Annotated in this window: 19 protein-coding genes; 5 read left to right on the top strand and 14 right to left on the bottom strand. The window is 69.5% G+C overall.

Annotated features, from left to right (window positions below; genetic code table 11):
• Window positions 1-76: 76 nt before the first annotated feature.
• Window positions 77-1048, top strand: coding sequence for an IS1595 family transposase (locus EU555_RS14505; protein ID WP_135415344.1), 972 nt, complete (start codon window positions 77-79; stop codon window positions 1046-1048).
• Window positions 1049-1506: 458 nt separating this feature from the next.
• Here the strand turns inward: EU555_RS14505 and EU555_RS14500 are convergent, their stop codons facing one another.
• Both EU555_RS14500 and EU555_RS14495 read right to left on the bottom strand, forming a co-directional pair.
• Window positions 1507-1935, bottom strand: a complete 429-nt coding sequence (locus tag EU555_RS14500; protein ID WP_135415343.1) for a DUF6941 family protein — start codon at window positions 1933-1935, stop codon at window positions 1507-1509.
• Complete coding sequence (locus EU555_RS14495) at window positions 1925-2398, bottom strand: helix-turn-helix domain-containing protein (RefSeq protein ID WP_135415342.1); 474 nt, start codon at window positions 2396-2398, stop codon at window positions 1925-1927. The genes EU555_RS14500 and EU555_RS14495 overlap by 11 nt, the downstream gene beginning before the upstream one ends.
• Before the next feature lie 47 nt (window positions 2399-2445).
• On the opposite strand from EU555_RS14495, the gene EU555_RS14490 reads away from it, so the two are divergent.
• Window positions 2446-2781, top strand: a complete 336-nt coding sequence (locus EU555_RS14490; RefSeq protein WP_135415341.1) for a hypothetical protein — start codon at window positions 2446-2448, stop codon at window positions 2779-2781.
• 243 nt (window positions 2782-3024) lie between these two features.
• On the opposite strand, the gene EU555_RS14485 is transcribed toward EU555_RS14490, so the two are convergent.
• Window positions 3025-3834 (bottom strand): hypothetical protein, encoded by an 810-nt coding sequence (locus tag EU555_RS14485; protein WP_135415340.1) that lies wholly within the window; start codon window positions 3832-3834, stop codon window positions 3025-3027.
• 124 nt (window positions 3835-3958) lie between these two features.
• Here EU555_RS14485 and EU555_RS14480 point away from each other — a divergent pair, with 124 nt between their 5' ends.
• Window positions 3959-4798: a transporter substrate-binding domain-containing protein gene (locus tag EU555_RS14480; RefSeq protein ID WP_135415339.1), complete on the top strand. Its 840-nt coding sequence runs from the start codon at window positions 3959-3961 to the stop codon at window positions 4796-4798.
• On the opposite strand, the gene EU555_RS14475 is transcribed toward EU555_RS14480, so the two are convergent.
• Window positions 4785-5051, bottom strand: coding sequence for a helix-turn-helix domain-containing protein (locus tag EU555_RS14475; protein WP_135415338.1), 267 nt, complete (start codon window positions 5049-5051; stop codon window positions 4785-4787). The two genes, EU555_RS14480 and EU555_RS14475, sit on opposite strands and share 14 nt — an antisense overlap.
• 920 nt (window positions 5052-5971) lie before the next feature.
• Between EU555_RS14475 and EU555_RS14470 the strand changes: the two genes are divergently transcribed.
• On the top strand, window positions 5972-7555 hold the full coding sequence (locus EU555_RS14470) for a TROVE domain-containing protein (protein ID WP_135415337.1): 1584 nt from the start codon (window positions 5972-5974) through the stop codon (window positions 7553-7555).
• A gap of 313 nt (window positions 7556-7868) precedes the next feature.
• Here the strand turns inward: EU555_RS14470 and EU555_RS14465 are convergent, their stop codons facing one another.
• Window positions 7869-8663, bottom strand: a complete 795-nt coding sequence (locus EU555_RS14465) for an SDR family NAD(P)-dependent oxidoreductase (RefSeq protein ID WP_135415369.1) — start codon at window positions 8661-8663, stop codon at window positions 7869-7871.
• The gene (locus EU555_RS14460; RefSeq protein ID WP_135415336.1) at window positions 8663-9445 is read right to left on the bottom strand and encodes an SDR family NAD(P)-dependent oxidoreductase; all 783 of its coding nucleotides are present in this window, start codon (window positions 9443-9445) and stop codon (window positions 8663-8665) included. The genes EU555_RS14465 and EU555_RS14460 overlap by 1 nt, the downstream gene beginning before the upstream one ends.
• Before the next feature lie 280 nt (window positions 9446-9725).
• Between EU555_RS14460 and EU555_RS14455 the strand changes: the two genes are divergently transcribed.
• Complete coding sequence (locus EU555_RS14455) at window positions 9726-10760, top strand: LLM class flavin-dependent oxidoreductase (RefSeq protein ID WP_135415335.1); 1035 nt, start codon at window positions 9726-9728, stop codon at window positions 10758-10760.
• A gap of 47 nt (window positions 10761-10807) precedes the next feature.
• Here EU555_RS14455 and cysG read toward each other — a convergent pair whose 3' ends face one another.
• The 8 genes from cysG to EU555_RS14415 all read right to left on the bottom strand — a co-directional run bounded on the left by cysG (window position 10808) and on the right by EU555_RS14415 (window position 23352).
• The gene (gene cysG / locus EU555_RS14450; protein WP_135415334.1) at window positions 10808-12265 is read right to left on the bottom strand and encodes a siroheme synthase CysG; all 1458 of its coding nucleotides are present in this window, start codon (window positions 12263-12265) and stop codon (window positions 10808-10810) included.
• Window positions 12266-12319: 54 nt separating this feature from the next.
• Window positions 12320-15016 carry a nitrate reductase gene (locus tag EU555_RS14445; protein WP_135415333.1) on the bottom strand — a complete coding sequence of 899 codons (2697 nt, stop codon included), beginning with the start codon at window positions 15014-15016 and terminating at the stop codon, window positions 12320-12322.
• A gap of 512 nt (window positions 15017-15528) precedes the next feature.
• Complete coding sequence (locus EU555_RS14440; RefSeq protein WP_135415332.1) at window positions 15529-17139, bottom strand: sulfite reductase subunit alpha; 1611 nt, start codon at window positions 17137-17139, stop codon at window positions 15529-15531.
• Window positions 17140-17344: 205 nt separating this feature from the next.
• Window positions 17345-19132, bottom strand: a complete 1788-nt coding sequence (locus EU555_RS14435; protein WP_135415331.1) for a NirA family protein — start codon at window positions 19130-19132, stop codon at window positions 17345-17347.
• Window positions 19133-19143: 11 nt separating this feature from the next.
• Window positions 19144-20394: an NAD(P)/FAD-dependent oxidoreductase gene (locus tag EU555_RS14430; protein WP_135415330.1), complete on the bottom strand. Its 1251-nt coding sequence runs from the start codon at window positions 20392-20394 to the stop codon at window positions 19144-19146.
• A gap of 4 nt (window positions 20395-20398) precedes the next feature.
• Window positions 20399-21193: an ABC transporter ATP-binding protein gene (locus EU555_RS14425; RefSeq protein ID WP_135415329.1), complete on the bottom strand. Its 795-nt coding sequence runs from the start codon at window positions 21191-21193 to the stop codon at window positions 20399-20401.
• Window positions 21194-21205: 12 nt separating this feature from the next.
• Window positions 21206-22066: a nitrate ABC transporter permease gene (gene ntrB, locus EU555_RS14420; RefSeq protein WP_135415328.1), complete on the bottom strand. Its 861-nt coding sequence runs from the start codon at window positions 22064-22066 to the stop codon at window positions 21206-21208.
• Window positions 22066-23352, bottom strand: a complete 1287-nt coding sequence (locus EU555_RS14415; protein ID WP_135415327.1) for a CmpA/NrtA family ABC transporter substrate-binding protein — start codon at window positions 23350-23352, stop codon at window positions 22066-22068. The genes ntrB and EU555_RS14415 overlap by 1 nt, the downstream gene beginning before the upstream one ends.
• Window positions 23353-23430: the final 78 nt, after the last annotated feature.

Raw genomic sequence — 23430 nt, 5'->3', positions numbered from 1 at the left:
AAGGCGGATTAAAAGCGTTGACAGCACTGGATTGAGCATATAGCGTCTACCTCAACGCAAAACGTTGAGATGGGCTATGGCTCAGCACTTCCTTCTCTCCACCGCCGCCCGCTCGCTGAGCCTTGTCAGCGTTGCCCGCATGTCGGACGATGAGGCGTGGACCACCTTTAAGCTGATCCGGTGGGCTGAGACCAAGGGCGAGCCGTACTGCCCGCGCTGCGGCTGCCTGACTCACTCCTTCCTCTCCACCCGCAAGCTGTGGAAGTGCAAGGGCTGCGCTCATCAGTACAGCGTGACCAGCGGCACCATCTTTGCCAACCGCAAACTCGCGATCCGCGATTACCTCATGGCGATGGCGGTCTTCGCCAACGGCGCCAAAGGACACAGCGCGCTTCAACTCTCCCGCGACCTCAACGTCCAGTACCGCACCGCCTTCGTGCTCGCTCACAAGCTCCGGGAGGCGATTGCGGCCGAGAAGGCGGAGGCGACCGTCTCCGGTACGGTGGAGGTGGATGGCGCCTATTTCGGGGGCTACGTGAAGCCCGCCAACCACAAGGAGAACCGCGTAGACCGGCGCCTCGCCATTAACCAGACCGGCAAGCGTCGGGTGGTGGTCATCATGCGCGAGCGCGGCGGGATGACCCTCCCCTTCGTCTTCAAGAGCGAGACCGCTTCGATTGAGACGATCGGCAAGCGGGTCGCCGAGGGCAGCACCATCCATGCTGACGAGGCCGCCGGCTGGGATGTGCTCCACAAGCGCTACCTGACCAAGCGGATCAACCATCAGCAGGCGTACAGCGCCGACGATGCCTGCACCAACCAGGCCGAGTCGTTCTTCTCTCGCCTCCGCCGCGCTGAGATCGGCACGCATCATCACATCGCTGGCCCCTATCTCGCGGCCTATGCGGGCGAGATGGCTTGGCGTGAGGACAACCGCCGCATCAGCAACGGTCAGCAGTATCTTCGTATGGCGGAAGCCTCCCTGCGCCATCCGCCGTCCCTCGCTTGGACGGGCTACTGGCAGCGGCATCAGGCGAGGGTGGCGTGATGGCTCTCCCTCAGGTTGTCACTACGCTCCGTGCCAAACGGGATGAGATTGAGGCACATATTGCCGAGCTACGGCGCCAACTCGCCGCTGCAGAGCGCGACCTGTCCAGCGTGACAGCCGTTCTCGCGCTCTATGACCTCTCTCCGGCCACACAGACGCGGTTTCCGGCTTACGCCCATCTTAATCGGCTGTTTGCTTATGGTGAGATGTTTAGCTTGTGTAAGGCTGCTCTAGAAGAAGCTGAAGCCCCCCTAACCACACGGGAGCTTGCAGCGTTAGTAATTAGAGCAAAGCGCTGGGATGAGACTGACAAGCAACTCCAGAAAGCTGTCGCCTATAGGTTGATCCAATCCTTGACGCGAGCTGCAATACAAGGACGCATCGGAAGCGCGGGAAAAATTAAAAATGTTAGATTATGGAAACTATAAACAAAACACTACTTCTCAATCATCGGTTTCTCAATCATCGGTTGCGGACTCTAAACTCAGTGACTGCTCACGCTCATCTACCGTTCGGATCTGCCAAGTGCCAATCGTTTGCCAGCCTCCGTCTTGATATTGTATTTCTATATTACTAGGCTTGTCGACATTAATACCAAATACAAATCCGGGCAGCAGTATGTTGTTGCCCGGTTCCACAGCGGATAGCTCCATTTCTGTTTCCATAATAGAATTATCTGAATGATCTATAAGTCTAAATATCATCTTATAATCCCCACCATCAGGTATATCTAAAATAATAGCAGATCTGAACCTTATTTTACTCGGTATCTTTGCCAGCCCAATTACTGTAGAGTACAAACCAATTAGTATAATTTTCCCAGTTATCTCTTGTCTTATGTCATCACAAAGCAAAACGCTGCGAATAGTTGCAGTATTATGAGGCATTTGAGTTTTCCGATGCCGGTTGGACTTTCTTGATTTTCGGCCTACGAGTGCTCATTACTGATGGCGTGCTATCATCTATATTTATGTTCGAAAATCGAATAGCATAGAGGTTTGACTTTATGTTAGTGTCGCCATTATAATATTTAGGTTTAACATCTATGTTGGACTTTTTGGCATGAAGTCGCTCAAAAGACACCGGGTCAAGCGGCAGGTGATATCCGAGCGCATTCATAAAAACATATAATGTTTCAAAATCTATCGAGCCATTCGATCCATTTAATACGCGAGAGACATAACTTTTATCTTTTCCTAAAATATCACTAAGATCCTTGGCCTTAATTCCGCACTGCTTGGATCGCTCCCCAAAGGCTTTGCGTAGAGCAAAAAACATCTCCGCGCGCGCATCGGCGCGCAGATCATCCTGATCTGCGACGCTGATAGGGCTTGGAATGAATGTGCTCATGGATCACAGTCCACTAAGTTGGCGCTACGAGTAGCTTTGGATCTGGGGTGCTGCGGGAGAAGGCGCTGCCACTCATTCTTGGCGTGGGTCAGAGTAGGAACCCAGGTTCCGGTTCGCAGCTCGTATCGAAGTCGATGCGCGGTAGCTACGAACTCGCCCGGCCCAAGAAACCCACCGATGATACGGTGCTGTGGCTGGAAGAGAACACGAAAGGCGTACAGGCCATCGGCATGGGGCCGAAGAGGCTTAAGCTTGATGTCATCATCAAAGTCCTCGCCTGTCACAAATCGTTTCAGAAAAACACGGGCGTCAGCCCTGTGCTCACGCTCCCGGTTGGTTGCGCCTTGGTTAAACTGAACCCAATCCCACACCTCTGTGGTTAGCCACAAACGTCGGCGGTACGCTTGATCCGGCCTCAGGTGAGGGAGGAACAGGCGCAACTCGCCGGCCGCTACCAGAGCTGCCATATGGGTATCGGTTGACTGGAAAGTCAACTGACCGACTCCGGCATTGGTAATTATGTAGGAAGCGGAACGGCGTTCCGAGGCGGGGTTGCAACATATGTCTCCTCGTTGAGGCCGTAAAGCCGCACACACCCTACAAGCGATATAACTTGTCCGCCCACCTCAACGCTTTCCGGTGAGCTTGCTGCATAATACCGGGTAATCGAGCCGCGCCAGCGCGCGCACCAGGCGCGGCACCACCCGGGTCTCGCGGTAGAGCGCCACCAGCACGGTGTAGACCGGCAGCTCCGCGTCCGGCACGCGGGCGGGATCCGGCGGGGGATCGGGCCGCAGGAGCGGCGCGGCGAGGCGGAAGACGATCACCGCCAGGACGACGAAATTGAGCAGAGCCAGAGCGGCGAGCTGCAGCCAGGAAGCGGCGTCGAGGAGCAGCAGGCAAGCGGCGAGGATGAGTACCAGGACGAGGCACTGCCCCGGATGCAGGCCCGGGCGGTAGGCCCAGTCCGGCGCCCGTACCTCGAGCGCCTCGGCGGCCCGGGCCGCCGCCCGGGGGCCGGCGGCGCTGAGCACCGCGGCCGCGAGCGCCGCCGGGGTGGTGAAGACCGCGCCCGGTGGCACCCCGGTCGCGAGGAGGGCCGCCACCGCCTCGGGCGGTGGGGCGAGGACCAGCTCGCCCCCGGCGCCCATCGTCGCGCCGAGGCGGACATCCTCCGGAAAGCGCACCTCCGGGTGCAGCGCCAGGCCCTCGCCCCGGAATGGCCGGCCGAGGGCCCGGGCGAGCGCCGCGTAGTACGCCGCCTCGCTCATCAGGCCGGCCCGCAGCAGGGCCGCCGCCGGCGCCGTCCCCTCCCGCCGCGCCAGGGCGGCGGCATCCCGGACGAGGTCCAGGTCGACGCCCTGGCCGAGCAGGAAGGCGAGCTCGCCCGGGAGCGTGACGGCGGCGCCGCGCGGAGACCGAACCTCGACGAACATGACGGGCCCCGAACTTGCGGACTCCCCCCGGAGGAGGTTCGTGGTACGAGAGCCTATGGCTCACCCCGTCCCCGCGACAGCGTCGCGTTTCTCCGCCGGCGGATTCCTCGCAACCGTGGCGCGGATGCCGCAGGGTCAGCTTCGCGGCTTGCTGGCAGCCCTGTGGGTGCTGGCCGCATTCCCCGCTTCGGCCGCCGAGGCGGTGACGATCCCGAATTTCTGGAACCCGCGGGCCCGGCTCGAGCGGCCCGAGCCGCCTCAGACGACGCGCCCAGTCCGCTTCCTCACCGACGACGAGTACCCGCCGCTGCACTTCGCCGGGCCGGACGGCAACCCGACCGGCTTCTCGGTCGAGCTCGCCCGGGCGGCCTGCGAGAAGCTCGGCCTGACCTGCACCGTGCAGGTGCGCCGCTTCGACACGCTGCTCGACGCGCTCCAGGCCAACCAGGGCGACGTGGTGGCGGCCGCGATCCCGCTCACCGCCACCCTACGGGCCGACAACCGGGCGACCAGGCCCTATTTCCGCTGGCCCGCCCGCTTCGCGGTGCGGGGCGACAAAAGCCTGCCGGCGCCGGACGTGAAGGTCCTGGCCGAGCATCCGACCGGCGTCGTCTCGGGCACCGCCCACGAGGCTTACCTGCGCACCTTCTTCCGCGTCACGCCGAAGACCTATCCCGACCTCGCCACCGCCGAGGCGGCCCTGCGCCGGGGCGAGATCGAATACCTGTTCGGCGACGGGCTGGCGCTGGCCTTGTGGATCGGCGGCACCGACGCGGGCGGATGCTGCGCGTTCGCGGGCGGCGACTACCTGGAGAACCGCTACTTCGGCGAGGGCATCGGCTTCGTCACCCGCAAGGAGGACCAGGTCCTGGCCCGCGCCCTCGACGACGCGCTCCAGCGCCTGTGGGACGAGGGCAAGTACGCCGAACTGTACCTGCGGTTCTTCCCGGTCAGCCCGTTCTGACGGCCGCGTCCGGCGCCGGACGCAGCAGCACGCCGTAGCCCTCCGCCGCGTCGCCGATGAAGCGCACGCCCTCGCGCTCCAGGGCCGCCTGGATCGCCGCCAGGGTGCGCGTGCGCGGCGCCACCTGGTCGCTCTCGATCATGTTCAAGGTCACGACCGACACCGCCGCGCGGGCGGCCAGCACGGCCTGCGTCCATTTCAGCAGGCCGCGTCCGGCGCGGATCTGGGCCGGGGTGATGGAAAGGGATGCCATGGGCCCGAGATGGCCCGAACTGAAAGATTATTCAAGTTTCCGGTTGACGCGACGCGGCCTTGACCGTATTCCCCTCGCCGTCGGCCTGCCGGGCCGGTGATCGAGGGTTATCGCTCCCTCTCGGACGTCCGCGGTCGCGAGCCGCTGGGGCCCATGGCCCAAGTCCACCTCGATCGGTCACGACCGGCAGGCCAGAGTCGCCGGCGCGGGCCGGAGGCGTTCGGTTATTGCCAATCACCGAGCGTCGACAGCATGTCCGCGTCACCTTTTGGTCCCTCGCGGACGGAGACACGCATGCTTGAGCGCGACATGATCGCCCCCTGCGCCCGTCCGACGGGCGACAAACGGCGACGGCCGAATCCCGGACGAGGTTGCGCGGCAGCCTGACCCCGGGATCGCGCCTCAGGCGCAATCCTCTCCCAACATCGAGACCGGTCGGGCGCGTGCGTGCCGGTCGGCGAGGGTCACCGTGAGGCGCGGACGCTAGGTCCGTCGGCCGGCCGGTCTCGCCGCCGAACCGGATCGCGGTCCCGTTCCACCTCACGGCCGCGCGGGCCGGCGAGGGAAGGTTACCACTTATAATGGGGAGGTCGCGGGTTCGAGTCCCGCCGGGTCGCAAGGCCCGTAGCTCAGCCGGTAGAGCACCGCACGCCTTCTCTCACACCACGACCGCGCGGCCCGCACGGGCCGGCAGGCGAAGGTTACCTCAGGGACCCGGAAGGGCTGGAGCGGGGCGTTTTCCGCCCCGCCCCGAGCGCCGGGTGAGCAGAATCCCTTCGCCGTGATCACGCCCGTGCGGCCCCTTCAGTCTCTCACCCGAGATCCCGCCGGAGCCCGCTCCGGCGGGTGAGACGGCCGCGCCTCGCGGCCGAACCGTCGCGCCTCCCCGTGTCCCGGCGCGATCCCGAAAGGAGCGAGCGATGTTCCCCTTCGCCAAGCAGTTCTCGCTCCGGCGCACCCCGCAGTCGGAGCCCATTCCCCGCACCGTGCCGAACGCCGCCGGCGGCCATGCCTTCCCGGTCGACGACTGGACCCGCCTCGCGCGCTTCCTGGTGCTCGGCAGCGAGGGCGGCTCGTTCTACGCCGGCGAGCGCGCCCTGACCCGCGACAACGCCGCCGCGGTGCTGCGCTGCCTTGCGGCCGACGGGGCGCGGGCGGTGGCGGCGATCGTGGCGGTGAGCGAGGGCGGGCGGGCGCCGAAGCCGGACCCGGCAATCTTCGCGCTCGCGCTCGCGGCGGGCGCAGAGAGCCTGGAGACCCGGCGCGCGGCGCTGGCCGCCCTGCCGCGGGTCTGCCGCACCGGCACGCACCTGTTCCAGTTCGCCGCCTCGGTCGAGGCGAGCCGCGGCTGGGGTCGGTCGTTGCGCCGGGCGGTCGGGCGCTGGTACCTCGACCGGCCGGTGGACGCCGCGGCGTTCCAGGCGGTGAAGGTCCGCAACCGGGCCGGCTGGACCCACCGCGATCTCCTGCGCCTCGCCCATCCGGAGACGGACGAGCCGGCGCGCAAGGCGCTGTTCGACTGGATCTGCCGCGGCACCCTCGCGGCGGAGGCGCCGGCCCTGGTCCACGCCTTCGCGGCGGCCCAGGCGCCGGGGCTCGATCCGGAGGGCGCGGCCGCCCTGGTGCGGGCGCATCGCCTTCCCTGGGAGGCGCTGCCGACCGGGTTGCTGGCGAGCCGCGTCGTGAACGAGGCGCTGCTCGAGGGGATGCCGGTCGGCGCCCTCGTGCGCCAGCTCGGCCGCCTGACCGCGGCCGGGGTGGTGGCCCCGTTCTCGCCCGGCACGGCGCATGTCGTGGCGGTGCTGTCGGACCGGGAGCGCCTGCTCAAGGCGCGCCTGCACCCGATGGCGCTCCTCGTCGCGCTCAAGACATACGCCTCCGGGCGCGGTGTCCTCGGGCGCCTGGCCTGGGAGCCGGTCGCGGCCGTCGTCGAGGCGCTGAACGCCGCCTTCTACACCGCCTTCCGGGCGGTGGAGCCGACGGGACGGCGCCTGGTCCTCGCCCTCGACGTGTCGGGGTCGATGGCCTCGGGCCGGGTCGCGGGGTCGGGCCTGACGCCCCGGGAGGCGGCCGCCGCGATGGCGCTCGTCACCGCGGCGACCGAGGAGCGCTGGCAGGTGGTCGGGTTCACCGGGGGCGAGGCCGGGCTGACGCCGCTGCCGCTCGGGCCGTCGCTGCGGCTCGACGCGGCGGTGGCGGCCACCGCCGGTCTGCCCTTCGGCAGCACCGATTGCGCGCTGCCGATGCGGTGGGCGCTGGCGCGCGGCATCCAGGCCGACGCGTTCGTGGTCTACACCGACTCGGAGACCTGGGCCGGGCCGGTGCACCCGGTTCAGGCGCTGCGGGAATACCGGGAGAAGACCGGGATCCCGGCGAAGCTGGTGGTCGTGGGGCTCGTCTCCAACGGCTTCAGCATCGCCGATCCGGACGATGCCGGCATGCTCGACGTCGTCGGCTTCGACGCCGCGGCGCCGGCAGTGATCGCGGACTTCCTCCGCGCCTGACAAAAGGGGGCGGCTCTCCAACCGGAGAGCCGCCCCTTGCTGTTGTCGCGGCGTCTGCTTGATCTCATCAGGATCGTTTATCCTGCCCACGACCTCATCCTAAGGTGACCGGCGATCGGAGATCGATTCGATCTTTGATCGACGGCCTCGAAGGAGCGCTCCAGGGATCGCAGAGCCTTCTGGAGCCCTCCTTCGAGGCTCCCTCCGGTCGCACCTCAGGATGAGGTCGCGGGCAGGGGGAAGGCATCTGTGGGCTGCTGACACCGCAAGTCAATCAGGCTTTCGACCTTTTTCTACCGAATTCCTGTTGTCTTCAGCCCCTCGGCGCCCGCGGCACGAACGGATGCGTGCTCGACAGGCCGCCATCGACCGCGAGCGCCTGGCCGTTGATGTAGGAGGCCTCGTCGCTCGCCAGGAAGACGGCCGCGGCGGCGATCTCCTCCGGGGCACCCGCCCGGCGCAAGGGGTTGAGCTGGCCGATGCGGTCGCCCTTGCCCTTCGCCCGGGCCGCGGCGAACAGGCCTGCCGTCATGCCGGTCTCGATCAGGCCGGGGCAGACGGCGTTGATCCGCAGCCCCGAGCCCGCGAAGGCGTCGGCGGCGGTCTGGACCAGGCTGATCACCCCGGCCTTGCTGGCGCTGTAGGCCGCGCCCGCCGCGTTGGCGCGCAGGCCCGCGACGGAGGCGGTGCAGACGATCGCCCCGCCGCCGTGGCGCAGGAGCAGCGGCCCGCCATGCTTGATCGCCAGGAAGGCGCCGATCAGGTTGATCCTCAGCACCTCCTCCCAGAGCTCGACGCTCTGCTCGGTGAACGGCACGGTGCCGCCGCCGATCCCCGCATTGGCGTGGATGGCGTCGAGCCGGCCGAAGGCGTGCTCGGCCGCCGCCAGGAACCCGGTCACGTCGGCCTCGCGGCCGGCATCGGCCGGGAGCGCCAGGGCCCGGCCGCCCTCGGCCGCGATGAGTGCCACACTCTCCTCGGCGCCGGCCGCATCGCGGTCGACGACCGCCACCGCCGCGCCCTCGCGGGAAAAGAGCAGCGCCGAGGCGCGGCCGATGCCGCTGCCGGCGCCCGTGACGAGGACCGCCTTGTTCGTGAAGCGCGCCATCATGCCACCGTGTAGCCGCCGTCGATCACCAGCACCTGGCCGGTGTGGTAGGCGGAGGCCCCGCTCATCAGGTAGACGGCGATGCCGCCAAAGTCCTCCGGCCGGCCGAAGCGGCGGGCGGGGATGCGCGGCAGGTTGAAGGTGACGAACTTCTCGTTCGCCATCAGGCCCGCCGTCATGTCGCTCTCGATCCAGCCCGGCAGGATCGCGTTCGCCGTCACGCCGTAGCGGGCGAGCTCGACCGCGAGCGCCCGCACCATCGCGTTGAGCGCGCCCTTGGTGGCGCCGTAATGCTCGTTGCGGGCCGCACCCAGCAGCGAGGCGACGCTCGACGTGGCCACCAGCCGCCCGAAGGCGTCGCCGTTGCCCGCCCGCTCGGCCATGTGCCGGGCCGCGACCTGGAAGCTCGCCACCACCCCGTCGAGGTTGATCGCGAAGGTGCGCCGCCACTCGTCGGGCTCGCGTTCGAGGAACGAGCGTCGCCCGCCCCCGGCGACGCCCGCATTGGCGAAGAGCCCGTCGACCCGGCCGAAGCGGGCGAGCGTGGCGTCGAAGGCGGCCTGGACCGCCGCCGGATCGGCAACGTCGCAGATCTCGGCGGCGACCGGGGCGCCGGTCGCTTCGAGGCGTTCCAGCGCCCGCCGGTTCTTGTCCGCGTCGCGGCCCCAGATCGACACCGCGCAGCCCGCCCCGGCCAGCGCCTCCGCCATCCCGAGCCCGATGCCGCCATTGCCGCCGGTGACCACCGCCACCCGGCCGGTGAGATCGAACAAGCCCGCCATGGATCCTCCCCGGTTCGCCCGTCTGGTCGCGGGCGCAGGCGTTCAGCATCGGAGAAAGCGTGTGGGCGGGCAAGGCTTCGTTTCGAAGTCTCAGGACGGCTTCTGACCAGTGTGAATGCGCCTGGTCAGAAAGGGCGGTATGGCTTCGGATCGATCCAGGGCCGCGCCGGCCCGCGCTGCCACTGCATGTCACGCATCGACCCGGCGCGCTTGCATCCTCCGGCCTCCGGCCAAATCTTGAACGCCAGCAGGGGACACGCACTCACACCGGGATCCGCCGATGCCGCCACTCTCCATCCTCGACCTCGCGCCGATCCCGCGGGGCGCCACGCCGGGCGACGCCTTGCGCAACACGCTCGATCTCGCCCAGCACGCCGACCGCTGGGGCTTCACCCGCTACTGGGTGGCCGAGCACCACAACATGACCGGCATCGCCAGCGCGGCGACCTCCGTGGTGGTCGGCTACATCGCCGGGGGCACGCACCGGATCCGGGTCGGGGCCGGCGGCATCATGCTGCCGAACCACTCGCCGATGGTGATCGCCGAGCAGTTCGGCACGCTGGCCGAGCTCTATCCCGGCCGCATCGACCTGGGCCTCGGCCGCGCGCCCGGCACCGACCAGCGCACCTTGCGGGCGCTGCGCCGCGACCCGGCGGCGTCCGACCACTTCCCGCAGGACGTGCTGGAACTCCAGACCCTGCTCGGGCCGCTCGACGAAGGCCGGGTGATCCAGGCGGTGCCCGGCACGGGCACCAACGTGCCGCTGTGGATCCTCGGCTCGAGCCTGTTCGGGGCGCAGCTCGCCGCGATGCTGGGCCTGCCCTACGCCTTCGCGTCGCATTTCGCGCCCGATGCCCTGATGCAGGCGCTCGAGGTCTACCGCGCCCGCTTCGAGCCCTCGGCGCAACTCGCCAAGCCTCACGCCATGGTCGGCGTCAACGTGATCGCGGCGGAGACCGACGGCGAGGCGCGCCGCCTGTTCACCTCGGCCCAGCAGGCCTTCACCAACATCTTCCGGGGCACCCGCGGCCAGCTGCCGCCGCCGATCGACGACATCGAGACCTACTGGTCGGGCCATGAGAAGCTGCAGGCCTCCGGCATGCTGGCCTGCTCGGTGGTCGGTTCGCCCGAGACCGTGCGCCAGGGCCTCGCCGCCATCGCGGCCCGCACCGGAGCCGACGAGCTGATGGTCGCGGCGGCGATCTACGACCACCGGGCGCGGCTTCGCTCCTACGAGATCCTGGCCGACATTCAGAAGGCGGAGTCGCAGCGGGCCGAGCCGGTCCGGGAGCTGGCGGGCTCGGGCACGCGGTGACCGCGACGCGGCGATAGTCCGGGAGGCTTTCCGCCTCCTGGCCATCCTCACTGCGCGAGCGAGGCCATCATCTCCGTCGCGACGGCACTCTCCGCGCCCCGCCCGAGGGCGTCGCCGACCATCACGATCGCCGGCCCGTCGAGACCCGCCGCCTCGACCCGGTCGGCGAGGTCGCGGGCCTCGGCCCGAACCACCGCCTGGTCGGGACGGGTGGCGTTGAAGACCACCAGCGCAGGCGTCGCGGGCGGCAGGCCCTCGGTGATCGCCCGGGCGAGGAGCGCGCGCAGCGTGCGCTTGGGCATGTAGACCACCGTCGTCACGGTGGGGTCGGCGAGCGCGGCCCAGTTCAGGTCGTCCGGCAGGGCGCCGCGGCGGTCGTGGCCGGTGACGTATTGCAGGCGCCGCGCCGCGTCGCGGTGGGTGAGCGAGACGCCGAGCGAGGCCGCCGCTCCCTGCGCCGCCGTCACGCCCGGCACCACCGACACCGGGAGGCCGGCGGCGCGGCAGGCGTCGATCTCCTCGCCGGCCCGGCCGAAGACCAGGGGGTCGCCGGATTTCAGCCGCACGACCCGCTTGCCGCTCTTCGCCAACGACACCATCAGGGCGTTGATGTCGTCCTGGCGGCAGGACGGGCCGTGGCCGGTCTTGCCGACCAGCATCGTGCGAGCCTCGCGCCGCGCGTAATCGAGGATCTCCGGGGCGACGAGGTCGTCGTAGAGGATCACGTCGGCGCTGCGCAGTGCCCGCAGGGCCTTGAGGGTCAGGAGCTCGGCGTCGCCGGGCCCCGCCCCGACCAGGACCACGCTGCCGCCGGACGGCGCGGCGTCGTTCTCGGCGAGCAGCGCGTCGAGGTCGGCCCGGACCGGGGCCCGCTCGGGCTCGGCGAAGGCCTTGTCGGTGAAGCGCTCCCAGAACGCCCGGCGCTCGCCGAAGGCGTGATAGCGGGCGCTCACCTCGGCGCGCCAGTCGCGGGCCGCCGCCACCCAGGCCTTGAAGCCGGCGGGCAGCATCGCCTCGATGCGGGCCCGCACGGTCTGGCCGAAGACCGGGGCCGCGCCCTCCGTCGAGATGCCGACGACGAGGGGCGAGCGGTTGACGATGGCGCCGAACGAGACGTCGCAGAGATGCGGCCGGTCGATGGCGTTGACGATGGCGCCCGCGGCCCGGGCGGCCCCGACGAAGCACTCGCACTCGCCCTCGTCCTCGAAGGCCGCGATGGCGAAGGCCGCGCCCTCGAGGTCAGCCGGCGACCAGTCGCGCTCGTGCAGCACCACCGTGCCGGCGACCGCCTCGGCCGGGGCGCCGCGCATCTCGTCGGTCGGCTCGGGCGCGAAGACGTCGACATGAGCGCCGGCGGCGGCCAGCAGCTTCATTTTCCAGGCCGCGCCCCCATTGGCCCCGGCCAGGACCGCGCGCTTGCCCGTCAGCGTCACGAAGACCGGGAGCACGGCCAGGGGCTCGAGACCCGGGGAGCGGGTCTCGCGGGGAGCGCGGGGGGTACGCATGGGAATGTGGGCTTCTGACACGAGTCTCAGGCTATCCGGCGCCATCAGATGCGCCTATGCGGAAGCCGGCGCAAGTTCACTGGCCAGCAGCTTGCGGATCTCAGGAATGCACGAGCCGCAATTGGTGCCGGCCTTGCAGGCAGCGCCCACCGCCTCGACCCCGTGCGCCCCGCCCTGGATCGCCGCCCGGATCGTGTCGAGCCCGACCGTGTGACAGGCGCAGACGAGCGGGCCCGTGCCGGCGCTCTCGGCGCGGCCGGAGATCAGGGCCCGGCGGGCGGAGGGCTCCAGCAGTTCCTGGGTGCGGAAGAACGCCTTGGCGGCATCCCAGGTCGGGCGCTCGGCGGCGGGCGCGAGCGCCAGCACGCCGAGGAGCTGCCCGTCCCGGAAGGCGGCGGCGCGGTAGCGGCCGCGGGCGGGGTCGGCGTACTCGCTGAAGCTCGCGCCGGAGAAGAGGTCGCGCATCAGCGCCGCCGCCTCCGGGGCGCCGTCCTGCGCGGCGAAGACCAGGCCCGTCGCGCCCTCCAGCGTCGCCCGGGCCCACCACCAGCCGAAGGGCGCCGCCACCGCCTCGCGGGTGATGAGGTAGCCGCGGGAGCGGTAGGGCTCGGGGGCGACCGAAGCCGGGGTCGCCTTCAGTTCCGGCTGGCCCGAGACCGGGTCGACCGCGCCCTGCGCCAGGGCGCCGACGCGCCCGTCCGAGGTGTTGGCCTCGCTCCAGTGCATGGGGGCGAACAGCATGCCGGGTTGGGCGCCGGGCGTCACCATGACCTCCAGCACCGCCGCGCCGTGGGCGGTGCGCACCCGGGCGAGGTCGCCGTCAGTCAGGCCCGCCGCCGCCGCATCGTCCGGGTGGATCTCGACGAACGGGACCGCCCGGTGGGCCGAGAGTCGCGGGCTCTTTCCGGTGCGGGTCAGCGTGTGCCAGTGGTCGCGCACCCGGCCGGTATTGAGGCGCAACGGGAGCGCGTCGCTGGTTCCTTGCGCGAGCGCCGGCTTCTGCACCGCGACGAAGCGGGCCTTGCGGTCGCGGGTGAAGAAGCCGCCATTGGCGAAGAACCGGGTCTGCGGCGCCTTGGCCTTGCGGGTCAGGGGCCACTGCACCGGCGGCGCCGCCTCGTAGGCGGCGTCCGAGAGGTCGGCCAGCCCACCAAGGTCGAAGTCGCGGCTGCCGCGGTTCTCGAACTCCGACAAGGCGGCGTGCTCGCGGAAGACCGCCGCCACGTTGCCCCAAGCGAAGGCCTTGGCGTGGCCGAGGCGCTTGCCGACCTGGGCCATGATCCACCAATCGGCCCGGGCCTCGCCCGGGGCCTTCAGGAAGGTGCGCTGGCGCGAGATGCGGCGCTCGGAATTCGTCACCGTGCCGTCCTTCTCGCCCCAGGCGAGCGCCGGCAGCAGAATCGCGTTGCGGGCTCGCACCGTGTCGGTGTTCGCCACCACCTCCGAGACCACGAAGGTGTCGAGCTTCGCCAAGGCCGCCCGCACCCGGTCGGCCCGCGGCATCGAGACGGCGGGATTGGTGCCCATCACCCACAGCGCCTTGATCTTCCCGCGCTCGATCGCCTCGAACAGCGGCACCGCCTTCAGGCCCTCGCCGGTGATGATCCGCGGCGCGCCCCAGAACCGGCGCACCAGATCCACTTCCTCGGGCGTGAAGTGCATGTGGGCCGCCAGCATGTTGGCGAGCCCGCCGACCTCGCGCCCGCCCATGGCGTTGGGCTGGCCGGTGAGCGAGAACGGCCCCATGCCGGCCTTGCCGATGCGGCCGGTGGCGAGGTGGCAGTTGATGATGGCGTTCGCCTTGTCGGTCCCCTGCGCCGACTGGTTCACGCCCTGCGAGAAGGCCGTCACCACCCGGGGCGTGGTGCGGAAGAGGTCGAAGAAAGTCGCGACCGCGGCCTCGGTCAGGCCGGTCGCGGCGGCGGTCGCCGCGGTCGTCGGGGCGATCTGGCGGGCGCGCTCCAGGGCCGGGTCGAAGCCGGCGGTGTGCTCGGCGATGTAGCGGGAATCGAGGGCGCCGTTATCCGCGAGGTGGACGAGGAGGCCGGAGAACAGCGCCGTGTCGGTACCGGGTTTCAGGCCCAGGAAGAGGTCGGCCTCCTCGCCGGTCTGGGTGCAGCGGGGATCGACGGTGACGATCTTGGTGCCGCGTTTCGCCCGCGCGTCGAGCATGCGGCGAAACAGGATCGGGTGGCACCAGGCGGTGTTGGAGCCGACCAGCACCAGCAGGTCGGCCTCGTCCAGATCCTCGTAGCAGCCCGGCACGGTGTCCGAGCCGAAGGCACGGCGGTGCGCCGCCACCGAGGAGGACATGCACAGGCGCGAATTGGTGTCGACGTGGGGCGTGCCGATGAAGCCCTTCGCCAGCTTGTTGGCGACGTAGTAATCCTCGGTGAGGAGCTGGCCCGAGAGGTAGAACGCCACCGATTCCGGGCCGTAGGTCTCGGCGGTGCGCCGGAACCCCTCCGCCACGGCGTCGAGCGCCTCGTCCCAGGTCGCCCGCCGGCCGGCGATCTCCGGGTGCAGCACCCGGTCGTCGAGGGACAGCGTCTCGCCCAAAGCCGAGCCCTTCGAGCACAGCCGGCCGAAATTCGCCGGGTGCTGCGGATCGCCCTCGACGCTCGCGCCGCCCTGGCCGTCCGGGCGCGCGAGCACGCCGCAGCCGACGCCGCAATACGGGCAGGTGGTCCGGACGGGAGCAGCCTCTTGGGTGAGGGCCTCCTGGGTGAGGGCCGGCACGTGCAGGTTCATCGCGGGAGCCTTTCGCCGGGCGTGCGGGTGGGGGCCGATATGGGGCAAGCAAGGGGCGGGCCGCCGAGAGGCATTAGCCTGCTCAACAGAGCTGCTTTCCTGTGCGTCATTCCGGGGCTGCGAAAGCGGAGCCCGGAATCCAGAAGCGCAGGAGCATCAGGACGATGCGGATGCGTTCCGCTCCGGACTGCAATACCTGCGGTTCTGGATCCCGGATTCCGTTTTCGCGGCCCCGGGATGACGCGGAGGATGTCACCAGCGTTGCGAGAAGCGAGCGGGGTCTCAGAGCCTGTTTGACTGATCGACATCATCTATCCCGCCCACAACCTCATCCTGAGATGTCAGTCGATTGAAGATCGACTGACCTCGAAGGAGGCCTCCAGAAGCCTCGGAGATTTCTGGAATCCTCCTTCGAGGCTCCTTTCAGTCGCACCTCAGGATGAGGTCTCGGATGGGATAGATCAGGCTCATGCGATACAGTTTTCGGCAGTCAGAAAGGCTTTCAGGCAGTTTCAGTACACGTCCGCCTGATACCGGTTCGCCTTCTTGAGCGCCGCGAGATACGCCACCGCCTCTTCCGGGCTCTTGCCGCCGTGGGTCGCCGCGACGTCGATGATCGCCCGCTCGACGTCCTTGGCCATGCGCTTGGCGTCGCCGCAGACGTAGAAGTGGGCGCCTTCTTCCAGCCAGCGCCACAGCTCGCGGCCGTTCTCGCGCATGCGGTCCTGGACGTAGGTTTTCTCGGTGCCGTCCCGCGACCAGGCGAGCGACAGGCGGGTGAGGACGCCGTCATCCTTCATCGCGTTCAGCTCGTCGCGGTAGAAGAAGTCCGAGGCCTGGCGCTGGTGGCCGAAGAAGAGCCAGTTCTTGCCCGGCGCCTTGATGGCGGCGCGCTCGCGCAGGAAGGCGCGGAACGGCGCGATGCCGGTGCCGGGGCCGACCATGATGACCGGGGTCTCGGTGTTTTCCGGCAGGCCGAAGCCGTGGGCCTTCTGCAGGTAGACCTTCACCTTGGCGGTCTCGGCCAGGCGCTCGCCGAGATGGGTCGAGGCGACGCCGAGGCGCAGGCGCGAGCGGTGGCTGTAGCGCACCGCGTCGACGGTGAGCGAGACCCGGCCCGGATCGGCCTTGGGCGAGGACGAGATCGAGTAGAGCCGCGGTTGCAGCTCGTCGAGGGCTTCGAGGAAGACCTCGGCATCGGGCCGGGCACCCGGGAACTTGTGCAGCGCCCCGAGCACGTCGAGATAGGCCGAATCGCCGTCCGGATCCTCGCCGGCGCTGAGCGCCTGGGCCTTCCTGCGCTGCGCGCCGGAGGTGAGGAGCGACAGGAGCTGAAAAAGGCCGTCGGGGGCGGCGCCCAGCGAGTAGTTGGTGAGCAGGTGATCGCGCAGGGTCTTCTCGCCGAGCTTGGTGGCGATGACCCGCTCGGGCCGGGCGCCGAGCTCGGCGATGACCGCATCCGCCAGCGCCGGGGCGTTGGCGGGGAAGAGGCCGAGGGAATCGCCCACCACGTAGTCGATGCCGGTGCCGGTGAGGTCGATCTCGATGTGCCAGGTCTCCTTCTCGCCGCCCGGCGCGTTGAGGCGGCGGCGGGAGAGGAAGACCGCCTCGGCCGGGTTCTCGCGGCACAGGCCGTAGGGGCCGACCGGTCCTTCCGCCTTCGGGGCGTCGTCGGAGGCGGGGGCGGCACCGGCCGGGGCGGCGGTGCCGAACTCCGCCTCCAGCTTCTTCAGCATCCGGAGCGTCTCCTTGCCGCCGGGCTGGCAGAGGTTCAGGCGCTCCTCCTTCTTGAGGAAGATGGCGTTGGCATAGTCGGCGCAGTTGTAGCCGCACTGGCCGCAATCCTGCTGAGCCATGGCGGCCATCAGCTTCTGCGGCTCGGAGCGCTCCTTGGCCATCGCCATGCGGTCGTCGAGGCCGATCGACGGGTCGTGCCAGGGCGCGTCGCCGTTGTCGGCCAAAGCCGGACCGCCGGGCGCCTCGCCGGCCCCGAGGGCGGTCGCGCCCTCGACCGCCGGGCCGAGCAGGGCCGCGAAATAGCCCGACAGCCAGGCGCGCTGGTCGGGGTTGAAGGGGGCGGATTCGGGGATCAGGACGAGCGGGGGAGCGACGTGCTGGGTCATCGGAGGTTACCGGATCAATCGCGGGCCCCCCTCTCCCGTGTGGGAGAGGGGACGGGGGTTGAGGGTGGGGCGCTTCCGGGTTGGACACTGGCCGGGGTGCCGGCAGCGGGACGGCCGATGACTCACCCTGAGCCGTCGCCACCCTCACGCGGGATCTTCGATCCCCTGACCTCTCTCTCACACGGGAGAGGGGGGAACGCGGCGGCTACTCCGCCGCCTCGAGCATCCGCTCGCCGGCCAAGGCCTTCAGCGCCTCGGGGCCGCGGCGGGCGGTGTAGGCCTGGAAGCTCTCCTCCGGGCCGGTGCGATGGGCGAGGTAGTCGGTGAGCAGGGTCTCGACCCGGCCGGGGCAGTCCTCGGCCTTCACGGCCTTCCAGATCTCGGTGCCGATCTTGGCCGCCTCGCCGAAACCGCCGCCGACCACGATGTCGTAGCCCTCGACGGTGTCGCCCTCCTCGCTCACCACCACCTTGGCGCCGATGAGCCCGATATCGCCGATGTAGTGCTGGGCGCAGGAATGGTGGCAGCCGGTGAGGTGGACGTTGACCGGCACGTCGAGCCCGGGCACCGCCGCCTCGACGTGGTCGGCGATAAGGAGCGCGTGGCCCTTGGTGTCGGAAGCCGCGAACTTGCAGCCGCGGTTGCCGGTGCAGGCGACGAGGCCGGCGCGGATGCTCGACGCCTTGGTGGAGAGCCCGAGGGCCGCGACGCGGGACTCGACCTCCGCCACGCGATCGTCGGGCACGCCCGAGAACAGGAAGTTCTGCCACACGGTGAGGCGGATCTGGCCGTCGCCGCATTCGTGGGCGACCTCGGCCAAGGCCCGCATCTGGTCGGTGGTCATCTTGCCGACAGGCAGAACCACGCCGATCCAGTTGAGGCCGGGCTGAACCTGCTTGTGGACGCCGACATGGGCGTAGCGGTCGAAGCCGCCGCGGGGCTTCACGTGGGCCGGATCGACCCGCTCGAGCTTGCGCCCGAGCTTCTCCTCGACGGCGGCGAGGTACTTGTCGTAGCCCCAGGCGTCGAGGACGTACTTCATCCGCGCCTTGTTGCGGTTGGTGCGGTCGCCGTTCTCGATGAAGACCCGCACGATCGCGTCGGCGACGGCGTTGCACTCCTTCGGCCGCAGCACCACGCCGGTGTCGCGGGCGATGTCGCGGTGGCCGGTGATGCCGCCGAGCACCAGGCGCATCCAGATCCCTGGCTCGACCGCGGCGCCTTCCGTCACCTCGACCGCCTGGAAGCCGATGTCGTTGGTCTCCTCCAGCACCGGCAGCACGCCGCCGCCGTCGAAGGCGACGTTGAACTTGCGCGGCAGGCCGTAGAGCGAGCGGTCGTTGAGGATGTGGTTGTGCCAGGACTTGGCGAGCGGCCGGGTGTCCAGCAGTTCCTGCGCGTCGATGCCGGCGGTCGGCGAGCCGGTGACGTTGCGGATGTTGTCGGCGCCGGTGCCCCGCGCCGTGAGCCCGAGATCGACGAGGCCGTCGAGGAAGGGCTGGCCGTGCTCGGGCGCGATCTCCCGCACCTGGAGGTTCGCCCGGGTGGTGACGTGGGCATAGCCCCCGCCATGGGCGTCCGCGAGGTCGGCGATGCCGGCGAACTGCCAGTGGTGAAGGATCCCGTTCGGGATCCGCAGGCGGCACATGTAGGAGTTCTGGGCCGGCGCCACCCAGAACAGCCCGTGATAGCGCCAGCGGAAATTGTCCTCCGGCTTCGGGGCCTTGCCGGCCTCGGCCTCGGCGATCAGCCGGTTGTGGCCGTCGAACGGGTTCTCGGCCCGCTTCCACTTCTCCTGCTCGGCGAGCTTGCCGCCGTTCTTCACGGTGCGGTCCTGCGCCTTGATGTGGATCGCGTCCGGCCCGGTCGGCTCGGCGGCGGGCGCGGCGGCCGTGCCGCCGGCGGCGAGGCCGCCGGTCATGCGGAGTGCGGCGATGCCGTGGGAGAAGCCTTCGAGGTAGCGCTTCTGCTCGGCGTTGAAGTCGTCGGCCATCGCGGGCTCCTTCACGCTGCGAGGGGTTGGGTGGCGGGGCGACCGGTTGCGGCGTGCCGCCCGAACATCAGGTCGTCCCGATCATCGGGGCCGAGGGCGTCGCCGGTGCGGATCAGGGCCTTGCACCAGCCCTGCTCGGCGACGTCGCCGACGAAGACCGCGCCGATCAGGCGGTCGTCGTCGATCACGAGCTTGCGGTAGAGGCCCGAGGCCGGATCGCTCCAGGTCACGGACTCGGCGCCGTCCGGCACGTCGACCACGCCGGCGGAGAAGACCGGCAGGCCCGAGACCTTCAGGCTCGTGGCGAGCGCGGTGCCGGCGTAAGCCGCGGGCACGCCGCAGAGGTGGCGGGCCAGGACCTCGGCCTGCTCGTAGGCCGGCTCGACGAGGCCGTAGGTCATGCCCCGGTGCTCGGCGCACTCACCGAGCGCGTAGATGCCCGGCACCGAGGTCGCCATCGTGTCGTCGACCCGGATGCCGCGGCCGACAGCGAGCCCGGCGCTCGCCGCGAGCGCCGTGGAGGGGCGCACGCCCACCGACATCACCACGAGGTCGGCCGGCAGCACCGTGCCGTCGGCGAGGCGAAGGCGCTCGACCTTGCCGTCGCCCTCGACCGCAGCGGTGTCGGCCTTGAGCATCACCCGGACCCCGCGGGCTTCCATCGCCTCGCGCACCAGGCTGGCGGCGGCGTGGTCGAGCTGGCGCTCCATCAGCCGGTCCATGACGTGGAGCAGCGTGGTGTCGACGCCGAGCCGCGCCAGACCCACCGCCGCCTCGAGCCCGAGCAGCCCGCCGCCGATCACGATCGCCCGCGCGCCCGCCACCGCCGCCCGGCGGATCGCCGCCACGTCGGCGAGGTCCCGGAAGGTGATGACGCCGGGCAGGTCCATCCCGGGCTTCGGCAGCCGGATCGGCACCGAGCCGACGGCGAGCACGAGCTTGTCGTACGGCAGGACCAGCCCCTCGCCGACCTGCACGATGCGCTCCGCGGTGTCGATCGCGGTGGCGGGGGCGCCGGTGACGAGGGTGATCCCGTGCTCGGCGTACCAGTCGAGGCCCCGGAAGGTGCAGGCGGCCTCGTCGACCTCGCCGCCGAGCAGCGAGGACAGGAGCACGCGGTTGTAGGCCGCCACCGGCTCGGCGCCGACGCAAGCGACGTCGAAGCGGCCGGGGGCCGCCTCGGTCAGCCGCTCCAGGAAGCGGAGCGAGGCCATGCCGTTGCCGATGACGACGAGGCGTTCTGGCGCAAGCGCGGCTGTCATCGGCTCAGGCCGCGATGGCGGGCTTGGCGTGGCGGGCGTAGAGGAATTCCAGCACCTCGGCCCGGGCGTGGGTGTAGGTCGGGTCCTCGACGAGTTCGAGGCGCTTGCGCGGCCGCTCGAGCGGCACCGTCAGCACCTCGCCGATGGTGGCGGATGGCCCGTTCGTCATCATCACGATCCGGTCGGAGAGCAGCACCGCCTCGTCGACGTCGTGGGTGATCATGATGACGGTGTTCTTGAGCCGCAGGTGGATCTCCATCAGCTGGTCCTGGAGATGCGCCCGGGTCAGCGCGTCGAGGGCGCCGAAGGGCTCGTCCATCAGCAGCACCTTCGGCTCCATGGCGAGCGCCCGGGCGATGCCGACGCGCTGCTTCATGCCGCCGGAGATCTCGTGCGGGCGCTTCTCGGCGGCGTGGGTCATGTTGACGAGCGCGAGGTTGTGCTCGATCCAGTCGCGCCGCTCCGCCTTGCTCTTCTTCGCCTTCAGCACCTTGTCGACCGCGAGCGCCACGTTCTCGCGCACGGTGAGCCAGGGCAGGAGCGAGTGGTTCTGGAAGACCACCGCGCGCTCGGGGCCGGGGCTGTTGACCTCCCGGTCGTCGAGGAGGACGCAGCCGGTCGAGGCCTTGAGCAGGCCCGCCACGATGTTGAGCACCGTCGACTTGCCGCAACCGGAATGCCCGATCAGCGAGACGAACTCGCCCTTGGCGATCTTCAGGTTGACGTCGCGCAGCACTTCCGTGGTGCGGCCGGACCGGGTGAAGCTGATGCCGACCTGTTCGAGGCTGAGATGGGTCATGAGTGGCCTCCCTCAGGCCGTGGCGGTGCCGCGGGTGACGAGGTGGCCGAGGCCGGCGACGAGGCGGTCGAGCACGAAGCCGATCACCCCGACATAGACCAGGGCCACGATGATCTCGCTGATGTGCGAGGAGTTCCAGGCGTCCCAGATGAAGAAGCCGATGCCGACGCCGCCGATCAGCATCTCGGCCGCCACGATGGCGAGCCAGGACAGGCCGACGCCGATGCGAAGGCCCGTGAAGATGTAGGGGGCGGCCGAGGGCAGCATCACCTTGGCGAAGAACTCGACCGCGTTGAGGCGCAGCACCGCCGCGACGTTGCGGTAATCCTGCGGGATGTTGCGGATGCCGACCGCGGTGTTGATGATGATCGGCCAGATCGAGGTGATGAAGATCACGAAGATCGCCGAGGGCTGGCCGTCCCGGAAGGCGGCGAGCGACAGCGGCAGCCAGGCGAGCGGCGGGATGGTGCGCAGCACCTGGAAGATCGGGTCGAGGCCGCGCATCGCCCATTCGGACTGGCCGACGAGGGTGCCGAGCAGCACGCCGGCGACCACCGCCAGGGTGAAGCCGAGCGCCACGCGCTGGAGGCTGGCGGAGATGTGCCAGAACAGCCCCTTGTCGGTGCCGCCATTGTCGTAGAACGGGTGGGCGATGATGTCCCAGGCCTCGGTCACGACGCGGGAGGGCGGCGGCAGGCCGGCGCCGGGGCGCTGGCACAAAACCTCCCAGAGCAGCAGGAAGACCGCCAGCACGACGAGCGGCGGCACGATCCTGAGCGCCAGTCCCTTGAGGCTGGCGAGGGTGACGAGGGGAGCCTTCGCCCCCTCCTGCTTGGCGGCGCCGAGGCGCCCGAGGCTTAATCCGAGGGCCATCACGCCACCTTCTTGATGCCGAGGCTGTTGAGGTACGCGGCGGGATCCGCCGGGTCGAAGACCTTGCCGTCGAAGAAGGTTTCCTTGCCGCGGGAGGTCGAGGTCGGGGCGGCGATGCCCATGCCCTTCGCCACCTCGCGCCAGATATCCTCGCGGTTGACTTTCTCGATCAGCGCCTTGCTGTCGGTCTGGGGATCGAACTTACCCCAGCGGATGTCCTCCGTGATGAACCAGAGGTCGTGCGACTTGTAAGGGTACGAGGCGTTGTCGGCCCAATACTTCATGATGTGCGGGCTGTTCGACACCTTGCGGCCGTCGCCGTAGTCGAACTCACCCTTCATCCTCTTCACGACGTCGGTCGCCGGGACGTTGATCCACTGGCGCTTGGCCACGATCCCGGCGAGCTCGTCGCGGTTCTCGGGCTTGTCGCACCAGGCTTGCGCCTCCATCACGGCGGCGAGCAGGGCCTTGGCGGCGTTCGGGTGCTTGTCGACCCAGGAGGCGCGCATGCCGAGCGCCTTCTCCGGGTGGTCCTTCCACAATTCGCCGGTGGTCAGCGCGGTGTAGCCGATGCCCTGCGTGATCAGCTGCTCGTTCCACGGCTCGCAGACGCAGAAGCAGTCCATCGTGCCGACCTTCATGTTCGCCACCATCTGGGGCGGCGGCACGACGATGGTCTCGATGTCCTTGTCGGGATCGATGCCGCCGGCGGCGAGCCAGTAGCGGATCCAGAGGTCGTGGGTGCCGCCAGGGAAGGTCATGGCGGCCTTGACCGACTTGCCGGAGGCCTTCTTGCGCTCGAGCGCCGCCTTGAAGGGCTTCGCGTCGAGGGCGACCTTGTCGCCCATGTGCTCCTTGGCGACCGAGATGCACTGGCCGGCGAGGTTGAGCCGGGCCAGGATGTACATCGGCACCGGGACGTTGTTCTGCGTCACACGGCCGGCACTGATGAGGTAGGGCATCGGGGTCAGGATGTGGGCACCGTCGATGCCGTTGCCCTCCGAGCCGAGCACCAGGTTGTCGCGGGTGGTGCCCCAGGAGGCCTGCTTCAGCACCTCGACGTCGGGCATCCCGTACTTCGCGAAGTACCCCTTCTCCTTGGCGACGAAGAGCGGGGCGGCGTCGGTGAGCGCGATGAAGCCGAGCTTGGCGCCCTTCACCTCGGGGCCCGCACCCTGCGCGAAGGCGCCGCCCGGCAGGGCGACGCGGCTGGCGGCCGCCAGGGACAGGGCGCCGGCCGCCCCCTTGAGGAGTCCGCGACGCGTGGTGTGCTCAACGCTGCTCATCGATCCTTCGCCCTCAAGTCGTTGCCGCGAGCCGGTGCGCCCGGCCGAACGCGAAAAGCCGCCGCCCAAGGTCTTCCG

Origin of the sequence: Methylobacterium nonmethylotrophicum, from assembly GCF_004745635.1 — a bacterium.
GTDB lineage: Bacteria > Pseudomonadota > Alphaproteobacteria > Rhizobiales > Beijerinckiaceae > Methylobacterium > Methylobacterium nonmethylotrophicum.
Note: the sequence above shows the minus strand (reverse complement) of the source record. Positions and strands in the feature narration are given on the sequence as shown.

Excerpts from the sequence above, each read along its gene's own strand:
- EU555_RS14505 (WP_135415344.1), top strand. The coding sequence starts at position 77 with ATGGCTCAGCACTTCCTTCTCTCCACCGCCGCCCGCTCGCTGAGCCTT.
- EU555_RS14500 (WP_135415343.1), bottom strand. The coding sequence starts at position 1,935 with ATGCCTCATAATACTGCAACTATTCGCAGCGTTTTGCTTTGTGATGAC.
- EU555_RS14495 (WP_135415342.1), bottom strand. The coding sequence starts at position 2,398 with ATGAGCACATTCATTCCAAGCCCTATCAGCGTCGCAGATCAGGATGAT.
- EU555_RS14485 (WP_135415340.1), bottom strand. The coding sequence starts at position 3,834 with ATGTTCGTCGAGGTTCGGTCTCCGCGCGGCGCCGCCGTCACGCTCCCG.
- EU555_RS14480 (WP_135415339.1), top strand. The coding sequence starts at position 3,959 with ATGCCGCAGGGTCAGCTTCGCGGCTTGCTGGCAGCCCTGTGGGTGCTG.
- EU555_RS14475 (WP_135415338.1), bottom strand. The coding sequence starts at position 5,051 with ATGGCATCCCTTTCCATCACCCCGGCCCAGATCCGCGCCGGACGCGGC.
- EU555_RS14470 (WP_135415337.1), top strand. The coding sequence starts at position 5,972 with ATGTTCCCCTTCGCCAAGCAGTTCTCGCTCCGGCGCACCCCGCAGTCG.
- EU555_RS14465 (WP_135415369.1), bottom strand. The coding sequence starts at position 8,663 with ATGGCGCGCTTCACGAACAAGGCGGTCCTCGTCACGGGCGCCGGCAGC.
- EU555_RS14460 (WP_135415336.1), bottom strand. The coding sequence starts at position 9,445 with ATGGCGGGCTTGTTCGATCTCACCGGCCGGGTGGCGGTGGTCACCGGC.
- EU555_RS14455 (WP_135415335.1), top strand. The coding sequence starts at position 9,726 with ATGCCGCCACTCTCCATCCTCGACCTCGCGCCGATCCCGCGGGGCGCC.
- cysG (WP_135415334.1), bottom strand. The coding sequence starts at position 12,265 with ATGCGTACCCCCCGCGCTCCCCGCGAGACCCGCTCCCCGGGTCTCGAG.
- EU555_RS14445 (WP_135415333.1), bottom strand. The coding sequence starts at position 15,016 with ATGAACCTGCACGTGCCGGCCCTCACCCAGGAGGCCCTCACCCAAGAG.
- EU555_RS14440 (WP_135415332.1), bottom strand. The coding sequence starts at position 17,139 with ATGACCCAGCACGTCGCTCCCCCGCTCGTCCTGATCCCCGAATCCGCC.
- EU555_RS14435 (WP_135415331.1), bottom strand. The coding sequence starts at position 19,132 with ATGGCCGACGACTTCAACGCCGAGCAGAAGCGCTACCTCGAAGGCTTC.
- EU555_RS14430 (WP_135415330.1), bottom strand. The coding sequence starts at position 20,394 with ATGACAGCCGCGCTTGCGCCAGAACGCCTCGTCGTCATCGGCAACGGC.
- EU555_RS14425 (WP_135415329.1), bottom strand. The coding sequence starts at position 21,193 with ATGACCCATCTCAGCCTCGAACAGGTCGGCATCAGCTTCACCCGGTCC.
- ntrB (WP_135415328.1), bottom strand. The coding sequence starts at position 22,066 with ATGGCCCTCGGATTAAGCCTCGGGCGCCTCGGCGCCGCCAAGCAGGAG.
- EU555_RS14415 (WP_135415327.1), bottom strand. The coding sequence starts at position 23,352 with ATGAGCAGCGTTGAGCACACCACGCGTCGCGGACTCCTCAAGGGGGCG.